The 18338-nt window shown below is 72.5% G+C and carries 16 protein-coding genes; 11 read left to right on the forward strand and 5 right to left on the reverse strand.

The genetic code is table 11. The features are described 5' to 3' along the window. Positions 1-157 precede the first annotated feature (157 nt). A complete protein-coding gene (locus tag AB0O21_RS33125; protein WP_365177208.1) occupies positions 158-1042 on the forward strand; it encodes an IS982 family transposase in 885 nt (294 codons plus the stop codon). 292 nt (positions 1043-1334) lie between these two features. Here the strand turns inward: AB0O21_RS33125 and AB0O21_RS33130 are convergent, their stop codons facing one another. Beyond that, positions 1335-2678 carry an MFS transporter gene (locus tag AB0O21_RS33130; RefSeq protein WP_365177211.1) on the reverse strand — a complete coding sequence of 448 codons (1344 nt, stop codon included), beginning with the start codon at positions 2676-2678 and terminating at the stop codon, positions 1335-1337. Between the two features lie 92 nt (positions 2679-2770). Here AB0O21_RS33130 and AB0O21_RS33135 point away from each other — a divergent pair, with 92 nt between their 5' ends. Then, on the forward strand, positions 2771-3331 hold the full coding sequence (locus AB0O21_RS33135) for a TetR family transcriptional regulator (RefSeq protein ID WP_365177213.1): 561 nt from the start codon (positions 2771-2773) through the stop codon (positions 3329-3331). Between the two features lie 185 nt (positions 3332-3516). Here the strand turns inward: AB0O21_RS33135 and rpsT are convergent, their stop codons facing one another. Then, positions 3517-3783: a 30S ribosomal protein S20 gene (gene rpsT, locus AB0O21_RS33140; RefSeq protein WP_030010251.1), complete on the reverse strand. Its 267-nt coding sequence runs from the start codon at positions 3781-3783 to the stop codon at positions 3517-3519. Positions 3784-3981: 198 nt separating this feature from the next. On the opposite strand from rpsT, the gene lepA reads away from it, so the two are divergent. The 3 genes from lepA to hemW all read left to right on the forward strand — a co-directional run bounded on the left by lepA (position 3982) and on the right by hemW (position 9338). After that, positions 3982-5847, forward strand: a complete 1866-nt coding sequence (lepA, locus tag AB0O21_RS33145) for a translation elongation factor 4 (protein WP_365177216.1) — start codon at positions 3982-3984, stop codon at positions 5845-5847. Between the two features lie 202 nt (positions 5848-6049). Next, on the forward strand, positions 6050-7939 hold the full coding sequence (locus AB0O21_RS33150; protein ID WP_365177218.1) for an AMP-dependent synthetase/ligase: 1890 nt from the start codon (positions 6050-6052) through the stop codon (positions 7937-7939). Between the two features lie 166 nt (positions 7940-8105). Continuing rightward, positions 8106-9338 carry a radical SAM family heme chaperone HemW gene (hemW, locus tag AB0O21_RS33155; protein WP_365177221.1) on the forward strand — a complete coding sequence of 411 codons (1233 nt, stop codon included), beginning with the start codon at positions 8106-8108 and terminating at the stop codon, positions 9336-9338. Between the two features lie 34 nt (positions 9339-9372). On the opposite strand, the gene AB0O21_RS33160 is transcribed toward hemW, so the two are convergent. Both AB0O21_RS33160 and AB0O21_RS33165 read right to left on the reverse strand, forming a co-directional pair. Then, positions 9373-10173, reverse strand: coding sequence for a DUF3097 domain-containing protein (locus AB0O21_RS33160; RefSeq protein WP_365177224.1), 801 nt, complete (start codon positions 10171-10173; stop codon positions 9373-9375). 34 nt (positions 10174-10207) lie between these two features. Continuing rightward, a complete protein-coding gene (locus tag AB0O21_RS33165; protein ID WP_365177227.1) occupies positions 10208-10927 on the reverse strand; it encodes an MBL fold metallo-hydrolase in 720 nt (239 codons plus the stop codon). A gap of 137 nt (positions 10928-11064) precedes the next feature. Here AB0O21_RS33165 and hrcA point away from each other — a divergent pair, with 137 nt between their 5' ends. The 6 genes from hrcA (at position 11065) to AB0O21_RS33195 (ending at position 16585) form a co-directional block, all read left to right on the forward strand. After that, positions 11065-12081: a heat-inducible transcriptional repressor HrcA gene (gene hrcA / locus AB0O21_RS33170; protein WP_365177230.1), complete on the forward strand. Its 1017-nt coding sequence runs from the start codon at positions 11065-11067 to the stop codon at positions 12079-12081. Further along, positions 12082-13218 carry a molecular chaperone DnaJ gene (gene dnaJ / locus AB0O21_RS33175; RefSeq protein WP_365177233.1) on the forward strand — a complete coding sequence of 379 codons (1137 nt, stop codon included), beginning with the start codon at positions 12082-12084 and terminating at the stop codon, positions 13216-13218. 169 nt (positions 13219-13387) lie between these two features. Further along, positions 13388-14479, forward strand: a complete 1092-nt coding sequence (locus AB0O21_RS33180; RefSeq protein WP_365177236.1) for a nitronate monooxygenase — start codon at positions 13388-13390, stop codon at positions 14477-14479. Further along, positions 14476-15219: a 16S rRNA (uracil(1498)-N(3))-methyltransferase gene (locus AB0O21_RS33185; protein ID WP_365177239.1), complete on the forward strand. Its 744-nt coding sequence runs from the start codon at positions 14476-14478 to the stop codon at positions 15217-15219. The genes AB0O21_RS33180 and AB0O21_RS33185 overlap by 4 nt, the downstream gene beginning before the upstream one ends. A 64-nt stretch (positions 15220-15283) precedes the next feature. Next, positions 15284-15643 (forward strand): histidine triad nucleotide-binding protein, encoded by a 360-nt coding sequence (locus AB0O21_RS33190; RefSeq protein WP_365177241.1) that lies wholly within the window; start codon positions 15284-15286, stop codon positions 15641-15643. A 3-nt stretch (positions 15644-15646) separates the two neighbouring features. Further along, complete coding sequence (locus AB0O21_RS33195) at positions 15647-16585, forward strand: ribonuclease Z (RefSeq protein WP_365177244.1); 939 nt, start codon at positions 15647-15649, stop codon at positions 16583-16585. A gap of 396 nt (positions 16586-16981) precedes the next feature. On the opposite strand, the gene AB0O21_RS33200 is transcribed toward AB0O21_RS33195, so the two are convergent. Further along, positions 16982-18250 carry an MFS transporter gene (locus AB0O21_RS33200; protein WP_365177247.1) on the reverse strand — a complete coding sequence of 423 codons (1269 nt, stop codon included), beginning with the start codon at positions 18248-18250 and terminating at the stop codon, positions 16982-16984. Positions 18251-18338: the final 88 nt, after the last annotated feature.

Raw genomic sequence — 18338 nt, forward strand, 5'->3', positions numbered from 1 at the left:
CGTCGATGCTCCGCATCGACTCCCTCCTCCGCCTTGCAATGCACGGCACCAGACGACGCGGCCTGTCCGACCCTGATCCGCCGGACACCCCCTAGATGAGTGAGTCCGATGTTTGTGCTGGCCGCGACCATGGCGAAGGGCGCCCGTTGGCTTGTGTGTGAAGACCAGCCTGGACGCCCTTCTGGCGGCACTGTACGTGTTCATCGACGACCATGTGGCCCCACGTCGCCGGATCGGGCGACCCCCGAAACTGACGGACGCCGAACTCCTGTGCCTGGCAGTCGCCCAGGTCCTGCTCGGCTTTCCCTCGGCCCGGCACTGGATCCGCTTCGCCCACACCCGGTTGGGGCACTTGTTCCGCTACCTGCCCCAGCAGTCGGCCTACAACAAGCGTCTGAACGCCGCCGGCCCGCTGATCAGCCACGTGATCGAGGCCCTTGCCAGGCAGGTCCCCACCTGGGACGACGACCTGCGGCTGATCGACTCCACCCCGCTGCCCTGCGCGGCCTCCCGCGAGACGGTCAAACGATCCGACCTGGCCGGGCACTGCGGCTACGGCTACTGCCGTTCCCACTCCCGGTTCTTCTGGGGCTTCCGGCTCTACCTGGTCGCCACCGCCGAGGGCATGCCCGTCACCTGGTGCCTGGCCAACCCGAAACTCGGCGAACGGGAGGTGATGGCCGCGCTGCTGGAACGCGACCACCGCCTCGTCCGGGCCGGTCAGGTGATCCTGGCCGACAAGGGCTTCGCCGGGAAGGAGTTTGAAGCCTTCTGCACGGAGCGACTGGGTGTGCACCTGGTGCGGCCGGACCGCAAGGACGAGCCCGTCCGCCACGGCAAGATCGCCCGGGTCCGTCAGTGGATCGAGGCCGTCATCGACACCCTCAAAGGCCAGCTCAGCCTCGAACAACACGGCGGCAGAACCCCCGCCGGAGTCTTCGCCCGCACCGGCCAAAGACTCCTCGCCCTCGCGGCCGGAATCTGGCACAACTGGACCACCGGCGCCAAGATCAAACGCTCCCTGATCGCCTACGACCACTGAGAACATCGGACTCATTCATCTAGGCCTCCGGCCCGGTCCCGAGTCGGCTGCGGGGCCGGCTCTGCAGGGCTGGGTGTGGGCCGGCGCCGGAGCCCCCGGGTCCGGGCAGAGCCCGGCCGTACCCTCCAGCCCGTCCGGCGTTTGAGGACCGGGTCTGGGGCGGAGCCCCAGTCTCGGGAAGGGGCGGGGTGGGGGACGGCTCCGCACACCCGGCCCCGGCGGGGTGGTGCGGGGCTGCGGGGATGCCCCGGTGAACACCCGGCCCTGTCCGGGCCGGCGGGTGCCGGTCCGGTCAGTGGGCCATTGCACGGGCCGCGTCGGCTGATGGGCGGCCCTTGGGGAGGAGGGCTGCCGCGGTCAGGGTCAGGGCCAGGGCCGGGAGTGGGAGGGTGCTGAAGCCGCCCGGGGCCAGGGCGGCTACGCCGAGGGCCGCGCCGAGTTCGTGCGAAGTGCCGACCAGGCCGGAGGCCACTCCGGAGTGTTCCGGGGGGACTTCGGAGAGGGCGGCCGTCGTCGCGCAGACGAAGGCCCCGCCGAGACCGAGGGCCAGCAGGGCGAAGCCGGGGACCAGGCCGGTCCAGAGCCCGCCCGTCGGAGCCAGGGCGGCGCCCGCCGCGGCGAGGGCGAAGGCCGTCGCGCCGACCGGGCGCCAGCCGAAGCGCACCACCGCCGGGCCGCCCAGGTGAGCGCCCGCGGTGACCGCCACCGCCACCGGGAGGAAGGCCAGCCCGGTGACGAGGGCGCTGCGCCCGAGGGCGTGCTGGATGTGCAGGGAGCTGAGGTAGAAGCCGGCCACCAGGAGTCCGGCCGCCCCGAGCATCACCGCGCTCCCGCCCAGCAGGGCTCGGCGGCCCGGGAGGGCGGAGGGCAGCAGGGGGTGCCGGCTGCGCCGTTCGGCCACCGCGAGGAGGAGGCCCGCCGCGGCGGCTCCGGCGAGCCAGGGCCAGGAGCGTTCGGTCAGCCCGTAGACCAGGCACGCGGAGGCCCCCGTCAGCAGCGCGGCTCCCGTCAGGTCCACGGGGTACCGGCGGGTGGGGGTGCGCAGCGAGTGCCCCAGCAGCAGCGGGACCGCGATCAGTGCCAGGGCCCCGGCGGGGAGGTTGACGTAGAAGATCCACCGCCAGCCCGGCCCGGCGGCCAGGATCCCGCCGAGCAGGACTCCGAGTGCCGCTCCGGCGCCGCCGATCCCCGCCCACACGCCGAGGGCGCGGTGGCGTGCCGGGCCCTCGAACAAGGCCAGGACCAGCGCCATCGCCGCAGGTGAGAGCAAGGCAGCGCCGATGCCCTGGGCGGAGCGCGCCACGATCAGCGTGCCGCCGGTCCCCGCGAGGCCGGAGGCCACGGAGGCCGCGGTGAACAGCGTCAGGCCGGTCAGGAACATCCGCCGCGCCCCGAACCGGTCGGCGAGTCGCCCGCCCACGAGCAGCAGGGCGCCGAAGAAGAGCGTGTAGGCGGTGACGACCCAGGGGAGGCCGGTGTCGGAGAGCGCGAGGTCGGCGCCGATGACGGGCAGGGCCACGTTCACCACCGTGACGTCCGCGATGAGCATGAACTGGGCCAGGCAGAGGAGGGCCAGGAGGCGCCACCGGTGCGGGTGCGTGTGGAGCTGCGTATGGGCGTGGGCGTGAGAGGGCATGGCGAAGCCGCTCCTAAAGTTAACAGGGCTGTTAGGGATCGAGTATGCGCGTCCGCCCGTGGAATGTGAACAGTGGTGTTAAGTTTGGGTTCATGGCAACCGACACCCCCGGCTCCCGGCCCCGCCGCGCCGACGCCGAGCGCAACGCCGCCGCGATCGTCGACGCGGGCCTGGACTGCTTCCTCGCCGACCCGCAGGCCGGCATGGCTGCCATCGCCCGCGCCGCCGGAGTCAGCCGGGTCACGCTCTACTCCCACTTCGCCACCCGGGAGGCGCTCCTCGACGCCGCCTTCGACCGGGCCGAGGCCGAAGCCGCCGCCGCCCTCGCGGACGGCGGCGACCTCGCCGGGCTCGTCCGCACCTCCTGGCGGCTGCTGGACCGGCACTCTGCCGTCTTCGCCGCAGTCTCCGCCGCCTTCCCGCCCGAGCGGCTCCGCGAGCGCCACGACCGGATCCTGGCCCCGGTCCGCCGCCTGATCGTGCGCGGCCAGGAGGCCGGCGAGCTGCGCTCCGACCTGTCCGCGGACTGGCTGGTCACCGTCGTCTACAGCCTCGTCCACGCGGCCGCCGCCGAGGTGCAGGCCGGCCGTTTGGACCCGGTGGACGCCCCCGAGGTGCTGACCTCGACCGTCCTCGCCGCCGTCCGGGGCTGAGCGGGCAACGCGAAGGCCCCGGCTTCCGCCCTGGGGAAGGGTGGAGGCCGGGGCCTTCGGTCACTGCGTGAAGATGCTTGCGCCGCACCCGCGTGGCGAACGCAGGCCGCGTGCGGCGCGGTGTGCCGGTGAGGGAGCGGAAGAGAGGGCCCGCTGGGTCCCTACCGGCGATTCACATCGAGAGCTCAGCCCTGGAGGGAGGCAACCTTGGTGGCCAGCGCCGACTTCTTGTTGGCGGCGGCGTTCTTGTGGATGACACCCTTCGAGACAGCCTTGTCGAGCGCACGCGCGGCGGCGCGGGAAGCCACGGTGGCCTTCTCGACGTCACCGGCGAGGACGGCCTCGCGGGCCTTGCGGATCGCGGTCTTGAGCGAGGACTTGACGGCCTTGTTGCGCAGGCGCGCCTTCTCGTTCGTCTTGTTCCGCTTGATCTGGGACTTGATGTTCGCCACGAAAGAGCCTTTTCAGGTTCAGAGTTTGATCTTCGGATTGTGTCCCGACAGCTGAGAGGGCATACGAGACACAGCTGCCCAGGCTACCAGGGACGCTCCCGGCGGCCCAAACCGAGCGCACTGCCCCGTCCATGGGACCATGGGAGGACTTCAGACTTCGTTCCGCGTTCCGACTGCGACCGAGAATCAGGACACTGCGTGCCCGCGATCCCCAGCCACGTGCCCGAGCCGAGCCGTACCGACCCGGCGCTGATCCGCAATTTCTGCATCATCGCGCACATCGACCACGGCAAGTCGACCCTTGCCGACCGGATGCTCCAGCTCACCGGTGTGGTCGACCAGCGGCAGATGCGCGCCCAGTACCTCGACCGCATGGACATCGAGCGTGAGCGCGGTATCACGATCAAGTCCCAGGCGGTCCGACTGCCCTGGGCGCCCACCGAGGGCGAGGGTCAGGGCAAGACGCACATCCTCAACATGATCGACACCCCCGGGCACGTCGACTTCACCTACGAGGTCTCGCGTTCCCTCGCCGCGTGTGAGGGCACCGTCCTCCTGGTGGACGCCGCCCAGGGCATCGAGGCGCAGACCCTCGCCAACCTGTACCTGGCGATGGAGAACGACCTCGCGATCGTCCCCGTGCTCAACAAGATCGACCTGCCGGCCGCCCAGCCGGAGAAGTTCGCCGAGGAGCTGGCGAACCTGGTCGGCTGCCAGCCCGAGGACGTACTGCGCGTCTCGGCCAAGACCGGCCTGGGCGTCGAGGCCCTGCTCGACAAGGTCGTCGCCACCGTCCCGGCCCCGGTCGGCGTCAAGGACGCCCCCGCCCGCGCGATGATCTTCGACTCGGTCTACGACTCGTACCGCGGCGTGGTCACCTACGTCCGTGTGGTCGACGGCCAGCTCAACAAGCGCGAGCGCATCAAGATGATGTCCACCGGCGCCACCCACGAGCTGCTGGAGATCGGCGTCTCCTCGCCCGAGATGACCCCGGCCGACGGCATCGGCGTCGGCGAGGTGGGCTACATCATCACCGGCGTGAAGGACGTCCGTCAGTCCAAGGTCGGTGACACCATCACCAGCCTGCTGGGCGGCGCGACCGAGGCCCTCGGCGGCTACAAGGACCCGCGCCCGATGGTCTTCTCGGGCCTGTACCCGCTCGACGGCTCGGACTACCCGGACCTGCGCGAGGCCCTCGACAAGCTCCAGCTCAACGACGCCGCGCTCGTCTACGAGCCGGAGACCTCGGCGGCGCTCGGCTTCGGCTTCCGTGTCGGCTTCCTCGGCCTGCTCCACCTGGACGTGGTCCGCGAGCGCCTGGAGCGCGAGTTCGGCCTCGACCTGATCGCCACCGCGCCCAACGTGGTCTACCGGGTGGTCCTGGAGGACGGCAAGGAAGTCACCGTCACCAACCCGAGCGAGTTCCCCGAGGGCAAGATCTCGGACGTGTTCGAGCCGGTCGTGCGGGCCACCATCCTCGCGCCCAGCGAGTTCATCGGCGCGATCATGGAGCTCTGCCAGACCCGCCGCGGCACCCTCCTCGGCATGGACTACCTCTCCGAGGACCGGGTCGAGATCCGCTACACCCTCCCGCTCGCGGAGATCGTCTTCGACTTCTTCGACCAGCTGAAGTCCAAGACGCGCGGTTACGCCTCCCTCGACTACGAGCCCACCGGCGAGCAGAGCGGCTCGCTCGTCAAGGTCGACATCCTGCTGCACGGCGACAAGGTCGACGCCTTCTCCGCCGTCACGCACAAGGACGCCGCCTACGCCTACGGCGTGCGCCTGGTCGCCAAGCTGCGCGAGCTCATCCCGCGGCAGGCCTTCGAGGTGCCGATCCAGGCCGCGATCGGCTCCCGCGTCATCGCCCGCGAGACCATCCGCGCCATCCGCAAGGACGTCCTCGCCAAGTGCTACGGCGGTGACATCTCCCGTAAGCGGAAGCTGCTGGAGAAGCAGAAGGAAGGCAAGAAGCGGATGAAGATGGTCGGCTCCGTGGAGGTCCCGCAGGAGGCCTTCATCGCGGTGCTGTCCAGCGACGACTCCGGCGGCAAGAAGAAGTAGCCCGACGACGGGCATTGCGTACGAGCCAGGCCCCCGAGTGGATACCCGGGGGCCTGTTTCGTTATGAATCGGCCGCTCGGGGGCTCTTACGCACCGGCCGGAGGGCCCCTACTCTGATCACTGCTCGATGGTTACTCGCCAGTTACAACCCTGAGTCACCGCCCTGAATGACAGGCCCTGCCGCGTGGTCCGGAGGACGTCCGTGAGCGACACACAGACCTTGATCGAGAACCGCCCGCCCACCGTGGCGACCCTCTTCCTTGAGCGCGTCGCCAAGACGCCCGACGACGAGGCCTACCGGTTCCCGGTGCCCCCGGCGAGCGGCCAGGGCCCCGACGACTGGAAGTCGCTCAGCTGGGGCCAGACGGCCGAGCGGGTCTTCGCCATCGCCGCCGGGCTGATCGACCTCGGCATCGGGTCGGAGCAGCGGGTGGCCCTCGCCTCCAACACCCGGGTCGAGTGGATCCTGTCCGACCTCGGTGTGATGTGCGCGGGCGGCGCCGTGACCACCATCTACCCCAGCACCAACGCGGACGAGTCGGCGTTCATCCTTTCGGACTCCGAGAGCCGCATCCTCATCGCCGAGGACGGCAAGCAGCTCGCGAAGGCCCGCGAGCGCCGCGCCGACCTGCCGCACCTCGCCCACGTGGTGGTCGTGGAGTCCGCCGACGCGGTCGCCGAGAAGGGGGACCCCGAGGGCTGGGTGCTCTCGCTCGCCGACCTGGAGAAGCGCGGCGCGAACTACCTCGCCAAGCACCCCGAGGTCGTCAAGGAGCGGATCGGCGCCATCACCGCCGACCAGCTCGCCACCCTCATCTACACCTCCGGCACGACCGGCCGCCCCAAGGGCGTACGGCTGCCGCACGACAACTGGTCGTACATGGGCAAGGCCATGGTCGCCACCGGCCTGCTCGCCAAGGACGACGTCCAGTACCTGTGGCTGCCGCTGGCCCACGTCTTCGGCAAGTGCCTGATCTCCGGGCAGATCGAGGCCGGCAACGTGACGGCCGTCGACGGCCGCGTCGACAAGATCATCGAGAACCTCCCGGTCGTCCAGCCGACGTACATGGCGTCCGTTCCGCGCATCTTCGAGAAGGTCTACAACGGCGTGGCCGCCAAGGCCCGGGCCGGCGGCGGCGCCAAGTACAAGATCTTCCAGTGGTCGGTCGGCGTGGCCCGCGAATACGCCAAGGTCACCCAGGACAACTTCCGGCGCACCGGCCGCAAGACCGCGCCGCTCGGCCTCACCGCCAAGCACAAGATCGCCGACGCGCTCGTCTACTCCAAGCTGCGCGAGGCCTTCGGCGGAAAGCTGCGCGCCGCCGTCTCCGGCGCCTCCGCCCTGGCGCCCGAGATCGGCTACTTCTTCTCCGGCGCGGGCATCCACATCCTGGAGGGCTACGGCCTCACCGAGTCCAGCGCCGCCTCCTTCGTCAACCCGGGCGAGGCCTACCGCACCGGCACGGTCGGCAAGCCGCTCCCCGGCACCGAGGTCCGCATCGCCGACGACGGCGAGGTCCTGCTGCGCGGCCCCGGCATCATGCAGGGCTACCACGGGCACCCGGAGAAGACCGCCGAGGTCCTGGAGTCCGACGGCTGGCTGCACACCGGCGACATCGGCGAGCTCTCGGCCGACGGCTACCTGCGCATCACGGACCGCAAGAAGGACCTGATCAAGACCTCGGGCGGCAAGTACGTCGCCCCGGCCGAGATCGAGGGCCAGTTCAAGGCGATCTGCCCGTACGTGTCGACCATCGTCGTGCACGGCGCCGACCGGAACTTCTGCTCGGCGCTCATCGCGCTCGACGAGCCGTCGATCCTCGTCTGGGCCGCCGAGAACGGGCTCGAGGGCAAGACCTACGGCGAGGTGCTGGCCGCGCCCGAGACCGTACGGCTCATCGAGACGTACGTGCAGACCCTCAACGAGGGCCTGCAGAGATGGCAGACGCTCAAGAAGTTCCGCCTGCTCCCGCGCGACCTGGACGTGGAGCACGGCGACCTCACGCCCAGCCTGAAGCTGAAGCGGCCGGTCGTCGAGCGTGAGTTCAAGCACCTGATCGACGAGATGTACGAGGGCTCCCGCGAAGCCTGACGCCTGCCGCGGGCCCGGCGGGGGCGGGGCGGTGCCGGTGCGCGGTTCCCTGCGGGCCGCGTGCGGGGGCTCCGCCCCAGACCCTCCCCCGGACTCCGTCCGGGGGACCCGCACGCCTCAAACGCCGGCGGGGCTCGGTCTCCCGCGGGTGCGGGATGATGGGGGTATGCCTTCCGCACTCCCCGACGGTGACCCCATGCCCGAAGACGGCTCGCTGCCGTCGCACGCCCTGGCGGGCGCGGGGGACCGGCCGCTCGGCTTCTACCTGCACGTCCCGTACTGCGCCACGCGCTGCGGGTACTGCGACTTCAACACCTACACGGCCACCGAGCTGCGGGGCACCGGCGGTGTGCTCGCCTCGCGGGAGAACTACGCCGACACCCTGATCGACGAGATCCGGCTCGCGCGCAAAGTGCTCGGGGACGACCCGAGGGCCGTGCGCACCGTGTTCGTCGGCGGCGGCACGCCGACCCTGCTGCCCGCCGGAGACCTCGTACGGATGCTCGCGGCGATCCGGGACGAGTTCGGCCTGGCCGAGGACGCCGAGATCACCACCGAGGCCAATCCGGAGTCGGTGAACCCGGCCTACCTGGCCGAGCTGCGCGCCGGCGGCTTCAACCGGATCTCCTTCGGCATGCAGAGCGCGAAGCAGCACGTCCTGAAGGTGCTGGACCGCACGCACACGCCGGGCCGTCCCGAGGCGTGCGTCGCGGAGGCGCGGGCGGCGGGCTTCGAGCACGTCAACCTCGACCTGATCTACGGGACCCCGGGGGAGTCGGACGACGACTGGCGGGCCTCGCTCGCCGCCGCGCTCGGCGCCGGGCCGGACCACATCAGCGCCTACGCGCTGATCGTCGAGGAGGGCACGCAGCTGGCGCGGCGGATCCGCCGGGGCGAGGTCCCGATGACGGACGACGACGTGCACGCCGACCGGTACCTGATCGCGGACGAGGTCATGGCCGAGGCCGGCTACGCCTGGTACGAGGTGTCCAACTGGGCCACCTCGGAGGCCGGGCGCTGCCTGCACAACGAGCTGTACTGGCGCGGCGCCGACTGGTGGGGCGCGGGCCCGGGCGCGCACTCGCACGTGGGCGGGGTGCGCTGGTGGAACGTGAAGCACCCGGGTGCCTACGCCGCCGCCCTGGCGGAGGGCCGCTCCCCGGGCGCGGGCCGCGAGCTGCTGTCCGAGGAGGACCGCCGGGTGGAGCGGATCCTGCTGGAGCTGCGCCTGGTGGACGGCGTACCGCTGTCCCTGCTGGCCCCCGCCGGTCTGGCCGCGTCCCGCAAGGCCCTGGCGGACGGGCTGCTGGAATCCGGCCCGTACGAGGCCGGGCGGGCCGTGCTGACCCTGCGGGGACGGCTGCTGGCGGACGCGGTGGTCCGGGACCTGGTCGACTAGGGCGGCGGGTCCGGCCTGATCCGGAAGACCCGCCCTAGGGGGCCGTGACGTGGTCGATCAGGTGCTCCACCGAGCCCAGCAGCGTCGGCTCCAGGTCCTTGTAGGACGTCACCCGGGACAGCATGTGCTGCCAGGCGGCCCCCGTGTTCTCCGGCCAGCCCAGCGCCCGGCAGATGCCCGTCTTCCAGTCCTGGCCGCGCGGGACCACCGGCCACGCCGGGATGCCCAGGGCGGACGGTTTCACCGCCTGCCAGACGTCGATGTACGGGTGGCCCACGATCAGGACGTCCGGGGAGGTCACCGCGGCCGCGATGCGGGACTCCTTCGACCCCGGGACGAGGTGGTCCACCAGGATGCCCAGGCGGGCGTCCGGGCCCGGGGCGAACTCGGCGACGATGGCCGGGAGGTCGTCGATGCCCTCCAGGTACTCCACCACCACGCCCTCGATGCGCAGGTCGTCGCCCCAGACCTTCTCGACCAGTTCCGCGTCGTGGCGGCCCTCCACGTAGATGCGGCCGGCCCGCGCCACCCGCGCCCGGGCCCCCGGGACGGCGATGGAGCCCGAGGCCGTACGGGAGGGCGCCGCGGGGGCGCGTGAAGGGCGGACCAGGGTGACGACCGCCCCTTCCAGCAGGAACCCGCGCGGCTCCATCGGGAACACCCGCCGCTTGCCGAAGCGGTCCTCCAGGGTCACCGTGCCCGCCTCGCAGGCCACCACCGCGCCGCAGAAGTCCGTACCGGCCACCTCGACGACCAGGTCCCGTTCCGCCGCCACCTCCGGCACGGCCTTCGGGCGCTTCCACTGCGGGGTCAGGTCGGGGGAGTACTCGCGCATCCGGCCGAGAGTAGGAGAGGTACGGCGATCACCGCTACGACACGCCGAAACGCGCCGCCAGTGTGGCGCGTTGCGCACGGACGAAGCCCGCGTCGACCACCGCTCCGTGACCCGGGACGTACAGGGCGTCGTCCCCGCCGAGCGCCAGCAGCCGGTCCAGGGCGGCGGGCCACTGGCCCGGAGTCGCGTCCGGGCCCGCCATGGGTTCGCCCGACTCCTCCACCAGGTCGCCGCAGAACACCGTCTCGCGCTCGCCCGGCACGAAGACCGCCAGATCGTTCCGGGTGTGCCCGGGACCCACATTGGCCAGCAGCGCCTGCACCCCGCCCAGTTCCAGCGTCCACTCGCCCGACACGAGGTGCTTCGGCATCACCAGCAGGTCCGCCGCCTCCGCCGCCTCCGCCTCGGCCAGGCCCTGCCGCACCGCGTCGTCGCGCAGCTCCTCGCGGCCCGTGGCGAGCACCGCGTCCAGCCCGACCGCCCCGTACACCTCGACCCCGGAGAACGCGGCCCCGCCCAGGACGTGATCGAAATGGCCGTGCGTGAATGCGATATGGGTCACTCGCCGACCGGTGAGCAGCTCCGCCTCCGCGCGCAGCTGCGCGCCCTCGCGCAAGCACGAACCCGGGTCGATGAGGAGGACGGAATCGTCGCCCACCACCAGTCCCGCGGTGCAGTCCCACACCGGCAGCCGTCTGCGGCCGGTCCGTCCGGTCAGGCGTTCCCAGCCCGTCTCTTCCCAACGCACGTCCATGCCGCGACGCTACCCTGGCGGGCCTCCCTTGCCAGGGTCTTACTACCCGGCCGTACACTGAGCGGGGGATCTCTGGCACTCGAACGATCAGAGTGCCAAACGAACAGGGCAACGGACCACAGCCGGAGGTGTGCGCGATGCTCAGCGAACGCAGACTCGAAGTGCTGCGCGCCATCGTCCAGGACTACGTCGGGACGGAGGAGCCGGTCGGCTCCAAGGCGCTCACCGAGCGGCACCGCCTCGGGGTCTCGCCTGCCACCGTGCGCAACGACATGGCCGTGCTGGAGGAAGAGGGCTACATCGCCCAGCCCCACACCAGCGCCGGCCGGATCCCCACCGACAAGGGCTACCGCCTCTTCGTCGACAAGCTGGCGGGGGTCAAACCGCTGTCGACCCCCGAGCGGCGGGCCATCCAGAACTTCCTCGACGGCGCCGTCGACCTCGACGACGTCGTCGGGCGTACGGTGCGGCTGCTCGCCACGCTCACCCGGCAGGTGGCCGTCGTCCAGTACCCGAGCCTGACCCGGTCGACCGTCCGGCACGTGGAGCTGCTCTCGCTCGCCCCCGCGCGCCTGATGCTCGTACTGATCACGGACACCGGGCGCGTCGAGCAGCGGCTGATCGACTGCCAGACCCCCTTCGGCGAGGCCTCCCTCGCCGATCTGCGGGCCCGGCTCAACGCCCGCGTCGTCGGCCGTCGCTTCACCGACGTGCCCCCGCTCGTCCAGGACCTGCCCGAATCCTTCGAGGCCGAGGACCGCGCCACGGTGTCCACCGTGCTCGCGACGCTCCTCGAAACCCTGGTCGAGGAAGCCGAGGAGCGGCTGATGATCGGCGGCACCGCCAATCTCACGCGCTTCGGACACGATTTTCCCCTGACGATCAGGCCGGTGCTCGAAGCGCTGGAGGAGCAGGTCGTGCTCCTCAAGCTGCTCGGCGAGGCCAACGAGTCGGGAATGGCCGTGAAGATCGGGCATGAGAATGCCTACGAGGGACTGAACTCCACGTCCGTCGTCTCGGTCGGTTACGGTTCGGGCGGCGAAACGGTCGCCAAGCTCGGCGTGGTCGGACCGACCCGCATGGATTACCCCGGAACGATGGGAGCGGTACGCGCAGTGGCACGTTACGTCGGACAGATCCTGGCGGAGTCGTAAGTGGCCACGGACTACTACGCCGTGCTCGGCGTGCGCCGCGACGCATCCCAGGATGAGATCAAGAAGGCATTCCGGCGGCTCGCGCGCGAGCTGCACCCGGATGTGAACCCCGATCCCAAGACGCAAGAGCGTTTCAAGGAGATCAACGCAGCCTACGAGGTGCTGTCGGACCCGCAGAAGAAGCAGGTCTACGACCTCGGCGGCGACCCGCTGTCCTCCTCGGGCGGCGGCGGCGCGGGCGGCTTCGGGGCGGGCGGCTTCGGCAACTTCTCCGACATCATGGACGCCTTCTTCGGCCAGTCCTCGCAGCGCGGCCCGCGCTCGCGGACCCGCCGCGGCCAGGACGCCATGATCCGCCTGGACCTGGAGCTGGACGAGGCGGCCTTCGGCACGACCAAGGACATCCAGGTCGACACCGCCGTCGTCTGCACCACCTGCTCCGGCGAGGGCGCAGCCCCCGGCACCTCGGCGCAGACCTGCGACATGTGCCGCGGCCGCGGTGAGGTCTCCCAGGTCACCCGGTCCTTCCTGGGCCAGGTCATGACCTCGCGCCCCTGCCCGCAGTGCCAGGGCTTCGGCACCGTCGTCCCGACCCCGTGCCCCGAGTGCGCGGGCGACGGCCGGGTTCGCTCCCGCCGCAGCCTCACGGTCAAGATCCCGGCGGGCGTCGAGAACGGCACCCGGATCCAGCTCGCGGGCGAGGGCGAGGTCGGCCCCGGCGGCGGTCCCGCCGGCGACCTGTACGTGGAGATCCACGAGCTGCCGCACCCGACGTTCCAGCGGCGCGGGGACGACCTGCACTGCACGGTGACCATCCCCATGACGGCGGCGGCCCTGGGCACCAAGTGCCCGCTGGAGACCCTCGACGGCATGGAGGAGATCGACATCCGGCCCGGCACCCAGTCCGGCCAGGCGATCCCGCTGCACGGGCGCGGCGTCACCCACCTGCGCGGCGGCGGGCGCGGCGACCTGATCGTCCACGTCGAGGTCACCACCCCGGGCAAGCTGGACGCCCAGCAGGAGGAACTGCTGCGCCAGCTGGCGAAGCTGCGCGGCGAGGAGCGGCCGACGGGCCAGTTCGCGCCCGGCCAGCAGGGTCTGTTCAGCCGCCTGAAGGACGCGTTCAACGGCCGCTGACCGGCCCGTGCGCACCGCATAGGAGCCCGGCCGGGGACCATCCCCGGCCGGGCTCCGTGCGTTGCCGGCGGGTGGTCCGTACACCGGTTTCGGCCAGCGGGGGAAGCGGACTATGCCAGGCGAATGCCGTGATTCGGCCCGCTGAGCGGGACATGGCACGATGCAGTCCATGTCCTCGCCACCGAACGGTCTCTCCCCCCATCCGATCGTGCAGGCGCCCATGGCGGGCGGCGCCTCCTGCCCCGCGCTCGTCGGGGCGGTGTGCGAAGCGGGCGGACTGGGCTTCCTGGCCGGCGGCTACAAGACCGCCGACGGCATGTACCACGAGATCAAACAGGTGCGCGCGCTCACCCGGCGCCCCTTCGGTGTCAACCTCTTCATGCCGCAGACCGGTTACGTGGACCCGGCCGCCGTCGAGGCGTACCGCGGGCAGCTCGCCGGGGAGGCCAGCTGGTACGCGATCTCCCTCGCCGAGGACGACATCATCGGCACCAGCGACGACGGCTACGACGCCAAACTCGCCATCCTCCTCGAAGACCCGGTCCCGGTCGTCTCCTTCACCTTCGGCTGCCCCACCCCCGAGGCCCTCGCCGCCCTGCGCAAGGCCGGTACGTACACCGTCGTCACGGTGACCTCCGTCGACGAGGCGCGCGCCGCGCAGGCAGCCGGAGCCGACGCGGTCTGCGTGCAGGGCGTCGAGGCCGGGGGCCACCAGGGCACGCACCGCGACGACCCCCAGGCGGACGGCACGGCGGCCGTGGGGCTGCTCGCGCTCGTGGCCCAGGTACGGGAGGCGGTCGCGCTCCCGATCATCGCGGCGGGCGGCCTGATGCGGGGCTCGCAGATCGCGGCCCTGCTGGCGGCGGGCGCGGTGGCGGCCCAGCTCGGCACGGCCTTCCTCGCGTGCCCCGAGTCGGGGGCGGACCCCCTGCACAAGAAGGCGCTGACCGACCCCCTCTTCGTACGGACGGAGCTCACGCGGGCCTTCTCCGGGCGGCCCGCGCGCGGCCTGGTGAACCGCTTCATGCGGGAGCACGGGCCCTACGCGCCCGCCGCGTACCCGCAGGTGCACCACCTGACCTCGGGGCTGCGCAAGGCGGCCGCCGCGGCCGGGGACCCGCAGGGCATGGCCCTGTGGGCGGGCCAGGGGCACCGGCTGGCGCGGGTGCTGCCGGCCGGCCAGCTGGTGGAGGTGCTGGCGGCCGAACTCGCCGAGGCGCAGAGAGCGTTGAAGGACATGCAGATGAGGAGTGCGTCATGACCGCCCCCGTGTTCGTGGTCGAAGAGGTCCCCGCGGGGCCGGAGTTCGTCCTGGACGGCCCCGAGGGCCGGCACGCGGTCTCCGTGAAGCGGCTGAACCCGGGCGAGGCGGTGGTCCTCGCGGACGGCCGCGGGCGCTGGGCCGAGGCCGTGGTGAAGGCGGCGGAGGGCAAGGACCGGCTCGTCGTCTCGGTGTCCGGGGTCTTCGAGGAGGCCGAGCCGGCCGTCCGGATCACCGTCGTGCAGGCCCTGCCCAAGGGCGACCGCGGCGAGGTGGCGGTGGAGACCATGACCGAGACCGGCGTGGACGCGATCGTGCCGTGGCAGGCCTCGCGGTGCATCACCCAGTGGCGCGGCGACCGGGGGGCCAAGTCCCTGGCCAAGTGGCGGGCCACCGCCCGGGAGTCGGGCAAGCAGTCCCGCCGGGTCCGCTTCCCGGAGGTGGCCGAGGCCATGTCCACCAAGCAGGTGGCCGCGCTGCTGGCGGGCGCCGACCTGGCGGTGGTCCTGCACGAGGACCGGGACACCCCCTCCGAGGCGCTGGCCGTGGCGGAGCTCCCGTCCTCCGGCTCCGTCGTGCTGGTGGTCGGCCCGGAGGGCGGGGTCTCCCCGGAGGAGCTGGCCGCCTTCGCCGAGGCCGGCGCGCGGCCGTACCGGCTGGGCCGCTCGGTGCTGCGGACCTCCACGGCGGGCACGGCGGCGACGGCGGTGCTGCTGGCGCGTACGGGCCGCTGGTCCTGAGGGGTTCCGCTCCGGTACGGCCGATACGATGCCCGGACCGATCAACGTCACGGGAGGCTCAGCAATGGCCGGGGAACCGCAGGCGGACTGCCTGTTCTGCAAGATCGTCACGGGAGTCATCCCGGCGACGGTCGTCCGGGAGACCGAGACGACCGTCGCCTTCCGGGACATCAACCCGCAGGCGCCCACGCACGTGCTCGTCATCCCCAAGGTGCACTACCCCGACGCGGCCTCGCTCGCGGAGGCCGAGCCGACGGTCGTCGCCGACATACTGCGGGAGGCCGGGCGGATCGCCGCCGACGAGAAGATCGACGACCACGGCTACCGGGTCGTCTTCAACACCGGCGCCGGCGCGGGCCAGACCGTCTTCCACGCCCACCTGCACGTCCTCGGGGGCCGCGGCCTCCAGTGGCCGCCCGGATAAGTCGTGTCGGTACGAGAGTTCGTGGTGCTGGGCACCGCCAGTCAGGTGCCCACCCGCCACCGCAACCACAACGGCTACCTGCTGCGCTGGGACGGCGAGGGCATCCTCTTCGACCCGGGCGAGGGCACCCAGCGGCAGATGCTGCGGGCCGGGGTCGCCGCGCACGACATCAACCGGATCTGCGTCACCCACTTCCACGGCGACCACAGCCTCGGGCTCGCCGGGGTGATCCAGCGGATCAACCTCGACCGGGTGCCGCACCCGGTCACGGCGCACTACCCGGCGTCCGGGCAGAAGTTCTTCGACCGGCTGCGGTACGCCACGGCCTACCGGGAGACCGTGCTCCTGGAGGAGGCTCCGGTGGCCGAGGACGGGCCGCTCGCGCGCGGGGACTCGTACGTCCTGGAGGCGCGGCGGCTCTCGCACCCGGTGGAGTCCTTCGGCTACCGGCTCACCGAGCCGGACGGCCGGCGCATGGTCCCGGAGCTGCTCGCGCGGCACGGGATCAAGGGGCCGGACGTGGGCCGGATCCAGCGCGAGGGGCGGCTCGGGGAGGTGTCGCTGGACGACGTCAGCGAACACCGGGCGGGGCAGCGGTTCGCCTTCGTGATGGACACCCGGATGTGCGAGGGCGTGGAGGCCCTCGCGGAGGGCTGCGACATGCTGGTGATCGAGTCGACCTTCCTGGAGGCGGAGGCCGCGCTGGCCACCGAGCACGGCCACCTGACGGCCGGCCAGGCGGCCCGGGCGGCGCGGTCGGCGGGCGTCCGGCACCTGGTGCTGACGCACTTCTCGCAGCGGTACACGGACCCGGAGGCGTTCGAGCGGGAGGCCCGGGAGGCCGGGTTCGAGGGCGAGTTGACGATCGCGGCCGACCTGCTCCGGGTCCCGCTCCCGAAGCGGGGCCCTGCCGGGTCCCTGGCCGGGGGCTCGGCGGGCTAGGGCCTGTCCGGCGGATCATGGCCGGGGCCGCGGTGTCTGGCACGGCGCCTCGCCGCGTTGCCGAAACGCCCCGATAGCTCCGCTATCGAGACGCTCCGGCGCCTTGCGATGCACCGCACCAGACACCGCGGCCTGTCCGACCCTGATCCGCCGGACAGGCCCTAGGCGGATCCCGCGGGTACGGCTGCGCCGGGGCTCGGCGGTGTTCGCCAGCGAGGGTGCCGGGTCCCTGACGGGGCTCGGCGGGGTTGCCTGGCGGGAGTTACGTGAGGGGTCTCGTGCCGGGGCTGCGTGTGGGGGCCGGTGCCGGGGTGGGGTGTCATCCGGGACTGCATGATTTATGGCGCCTGGACGCGTCTTCGTCTGTGCGGGCGCTGCCGCGCCACAAATCACGTTCTACGTCCCGGACAACACCCCACCCCGTCCCCGTCCAGGGCGTTCCAGTCCCGGCCGCGCACAATCCAGCCCCTCCGGCGATTGAGGAGCGGGGTCTGGGGCGGAGCCCCAGTTTCGGGAAGGGGCGGGGTGGGGGACGGCCCCGCGCAGCGGCCACCGGCCGGTACGGGCGGCGACCGTGGTCATGGGGGCGGCCACCGCGAGGAGCACGGCCGCCAGGGCCAGGCCCGCGCCCGGGAAGCCCGCCGCTTCGGCGAGGAGGCTGCCGGCCAGCGGCCCGCACGCGACGCCCAGGGAGGACGCCGCCCCGGCGAGGACCGCCCACCGCCCCCGGGGGTCGAGCGCGGCGGCCAGCCCGATCGCGTACGACAGCACGACCGGGTAGAGCGCGTTCCACAGGATCTCCCCGGCCGCGAAGGAGCCCGGCCCGCGCGCGGAGGAGGCAAGCAGCACGCAGCCGGCGATCAGTACGGTGCCCGCGCCGATCGGGACGGCCCGCCCGAGGCGCGGGCCGAGCGCGGAGGCGGCCGTCACCCCGAGCAGGCCCGCGCCGAGGGCGGCGGCGAAGACGGTGCCGAGGGCGACCTCGGACAGCCCCGCCTGTTCGGCGCCGATCCGGCCGCTGACCCCCCACAGGGCGTTCTGGGCCGGCGACCACAGCATCAGGCCCAGCGAGAGGGCCAGCCCGGCCCGCGGCCGGGGGAGGCGGGCGGCGGTCAGCTGAGGGGCGGCGGCCGGGGCGTGGACGAGCCGACCGGTGGCCGGCCAGGCCGCCGCCGCGACCAGCGCGAGGGCGAGGAAGGGCAGCCCGTGTCCGCCGCCCAGCCGCGGCAGGGTCAGGTAGAGCGCGCCCGCGGTCGCCGACACCGACAGCAGCCCGAGGGCGGACGCGCGGTGCGGATCGGGCCGGCCGGCCATCCCCGAGGCGGCCACGGCGGTCGCGGTACCGGAACCGAAGCCGCCGAGGACCGCGCCCGCGACGACCAGCGGGAGCACGGCGGTCGCGGCGGCCGTGCCGTAGCCGGCGACGGCGAGCAGCAGCCCGAGCCGGGCGAGCCGGCGGGGCCCGTGGCGGGGGATGCGGGGGGCGAGGACGAACCCGGCCGCGGCGGAGCCGAGGAGCAGCACCGTGCCGGTCAGACCGGCTTGCGCGGGGCTCAGCGGAAGGTGCGCGTCGAGGCGCCCGACGACGGTCGGCAGCAGGTACGGGGCGGCGTAGCCGGCCGTGAACAGGGCCACCAGGGGCCACGTGGCGGGGCGGTGGTGCACGGGCGTTCCAGGTGGTGCGCGGGGTCGCCGCGGAGGGCGGGGGCTCTGTCTATCAAGCGGGCCGAGCCGCGGAGAAGAGCGCTCCGGT

It is taken from the genome of Streptomyces sp. NPDC091371 (genome assembly GCF_040684275.1).
Lineage (GTDB): Bacteria > Actinomycetota > Actinomycetes > Streptomycetales > Streptomycetaceae > Streptomyces.

Bases quoted from the DNA above. Each gene is read 5' to 3' on its own strand.
- AB0O21_RS33135 (WP_365177213.1), top strand. From the start codon at position 2,771: ATGGCAACCGACACCCCCGGCTCCCGGCCCCGCCGCGCCGACGCCGAG.
- AB0O21_RS33185 (WP_365177239.1), top strand. From the start codon at position 14,476: ATGACCGCCCCCGTGTTCGTGGTCGAAGAGGTCCCCGCGGGGCCGGAG.
- hrcA (WP_365177230.1), top strand. From the start codon at position 11,065: ATGCTCAGCGAACGCAGACTCGAAGTGCTGCGCGCCATCGTCCAGGAC.
- AB0O21_RS33165 (WP_365177227.1), bottom strand. From the start codon at position 10,927: ATGGACGTGCGTTGGGAAGAGACGGGCTGGGAACGCCTGACCGGACGG.
- AB0O21_RS33180 (WP_365177236.1), top strand. From the start codon at position 13,388: ATGTCCTCGCCACCGAACGGTCTCTCCCCCCATCCGATCGTGCAGGCG.
- AB0O21_RS33190 (WP_365177241.1), top strand. From the start codon at position 15,284: ATGGCCGGGGAACCGCAGGCGGACTGCCTGTTCTGCAAGATCGTCACG.
- hemW (WP_365177221.1), top strand. From the start codon at position 8,106: ATGCCTTCCGCACTCCCCGACGGTGACCCCATGCCCGAAGACGGCTCG.
- AB0O21_RS33130 (WP_365177211.1), bottom strand. From the start codon at position 2,678: ATGCCCTCTCACGCCCACGCCCATACGCAGCTCCACACGCACCCGCAC.
- AB0O21_RS33160 (WP_365177224.1), bottom strand. From the start codon at position 10,173: ATGCGCGAGTACTCCCCCGACCTGACCCCGCAGTGGAAGCGCCCGAAG.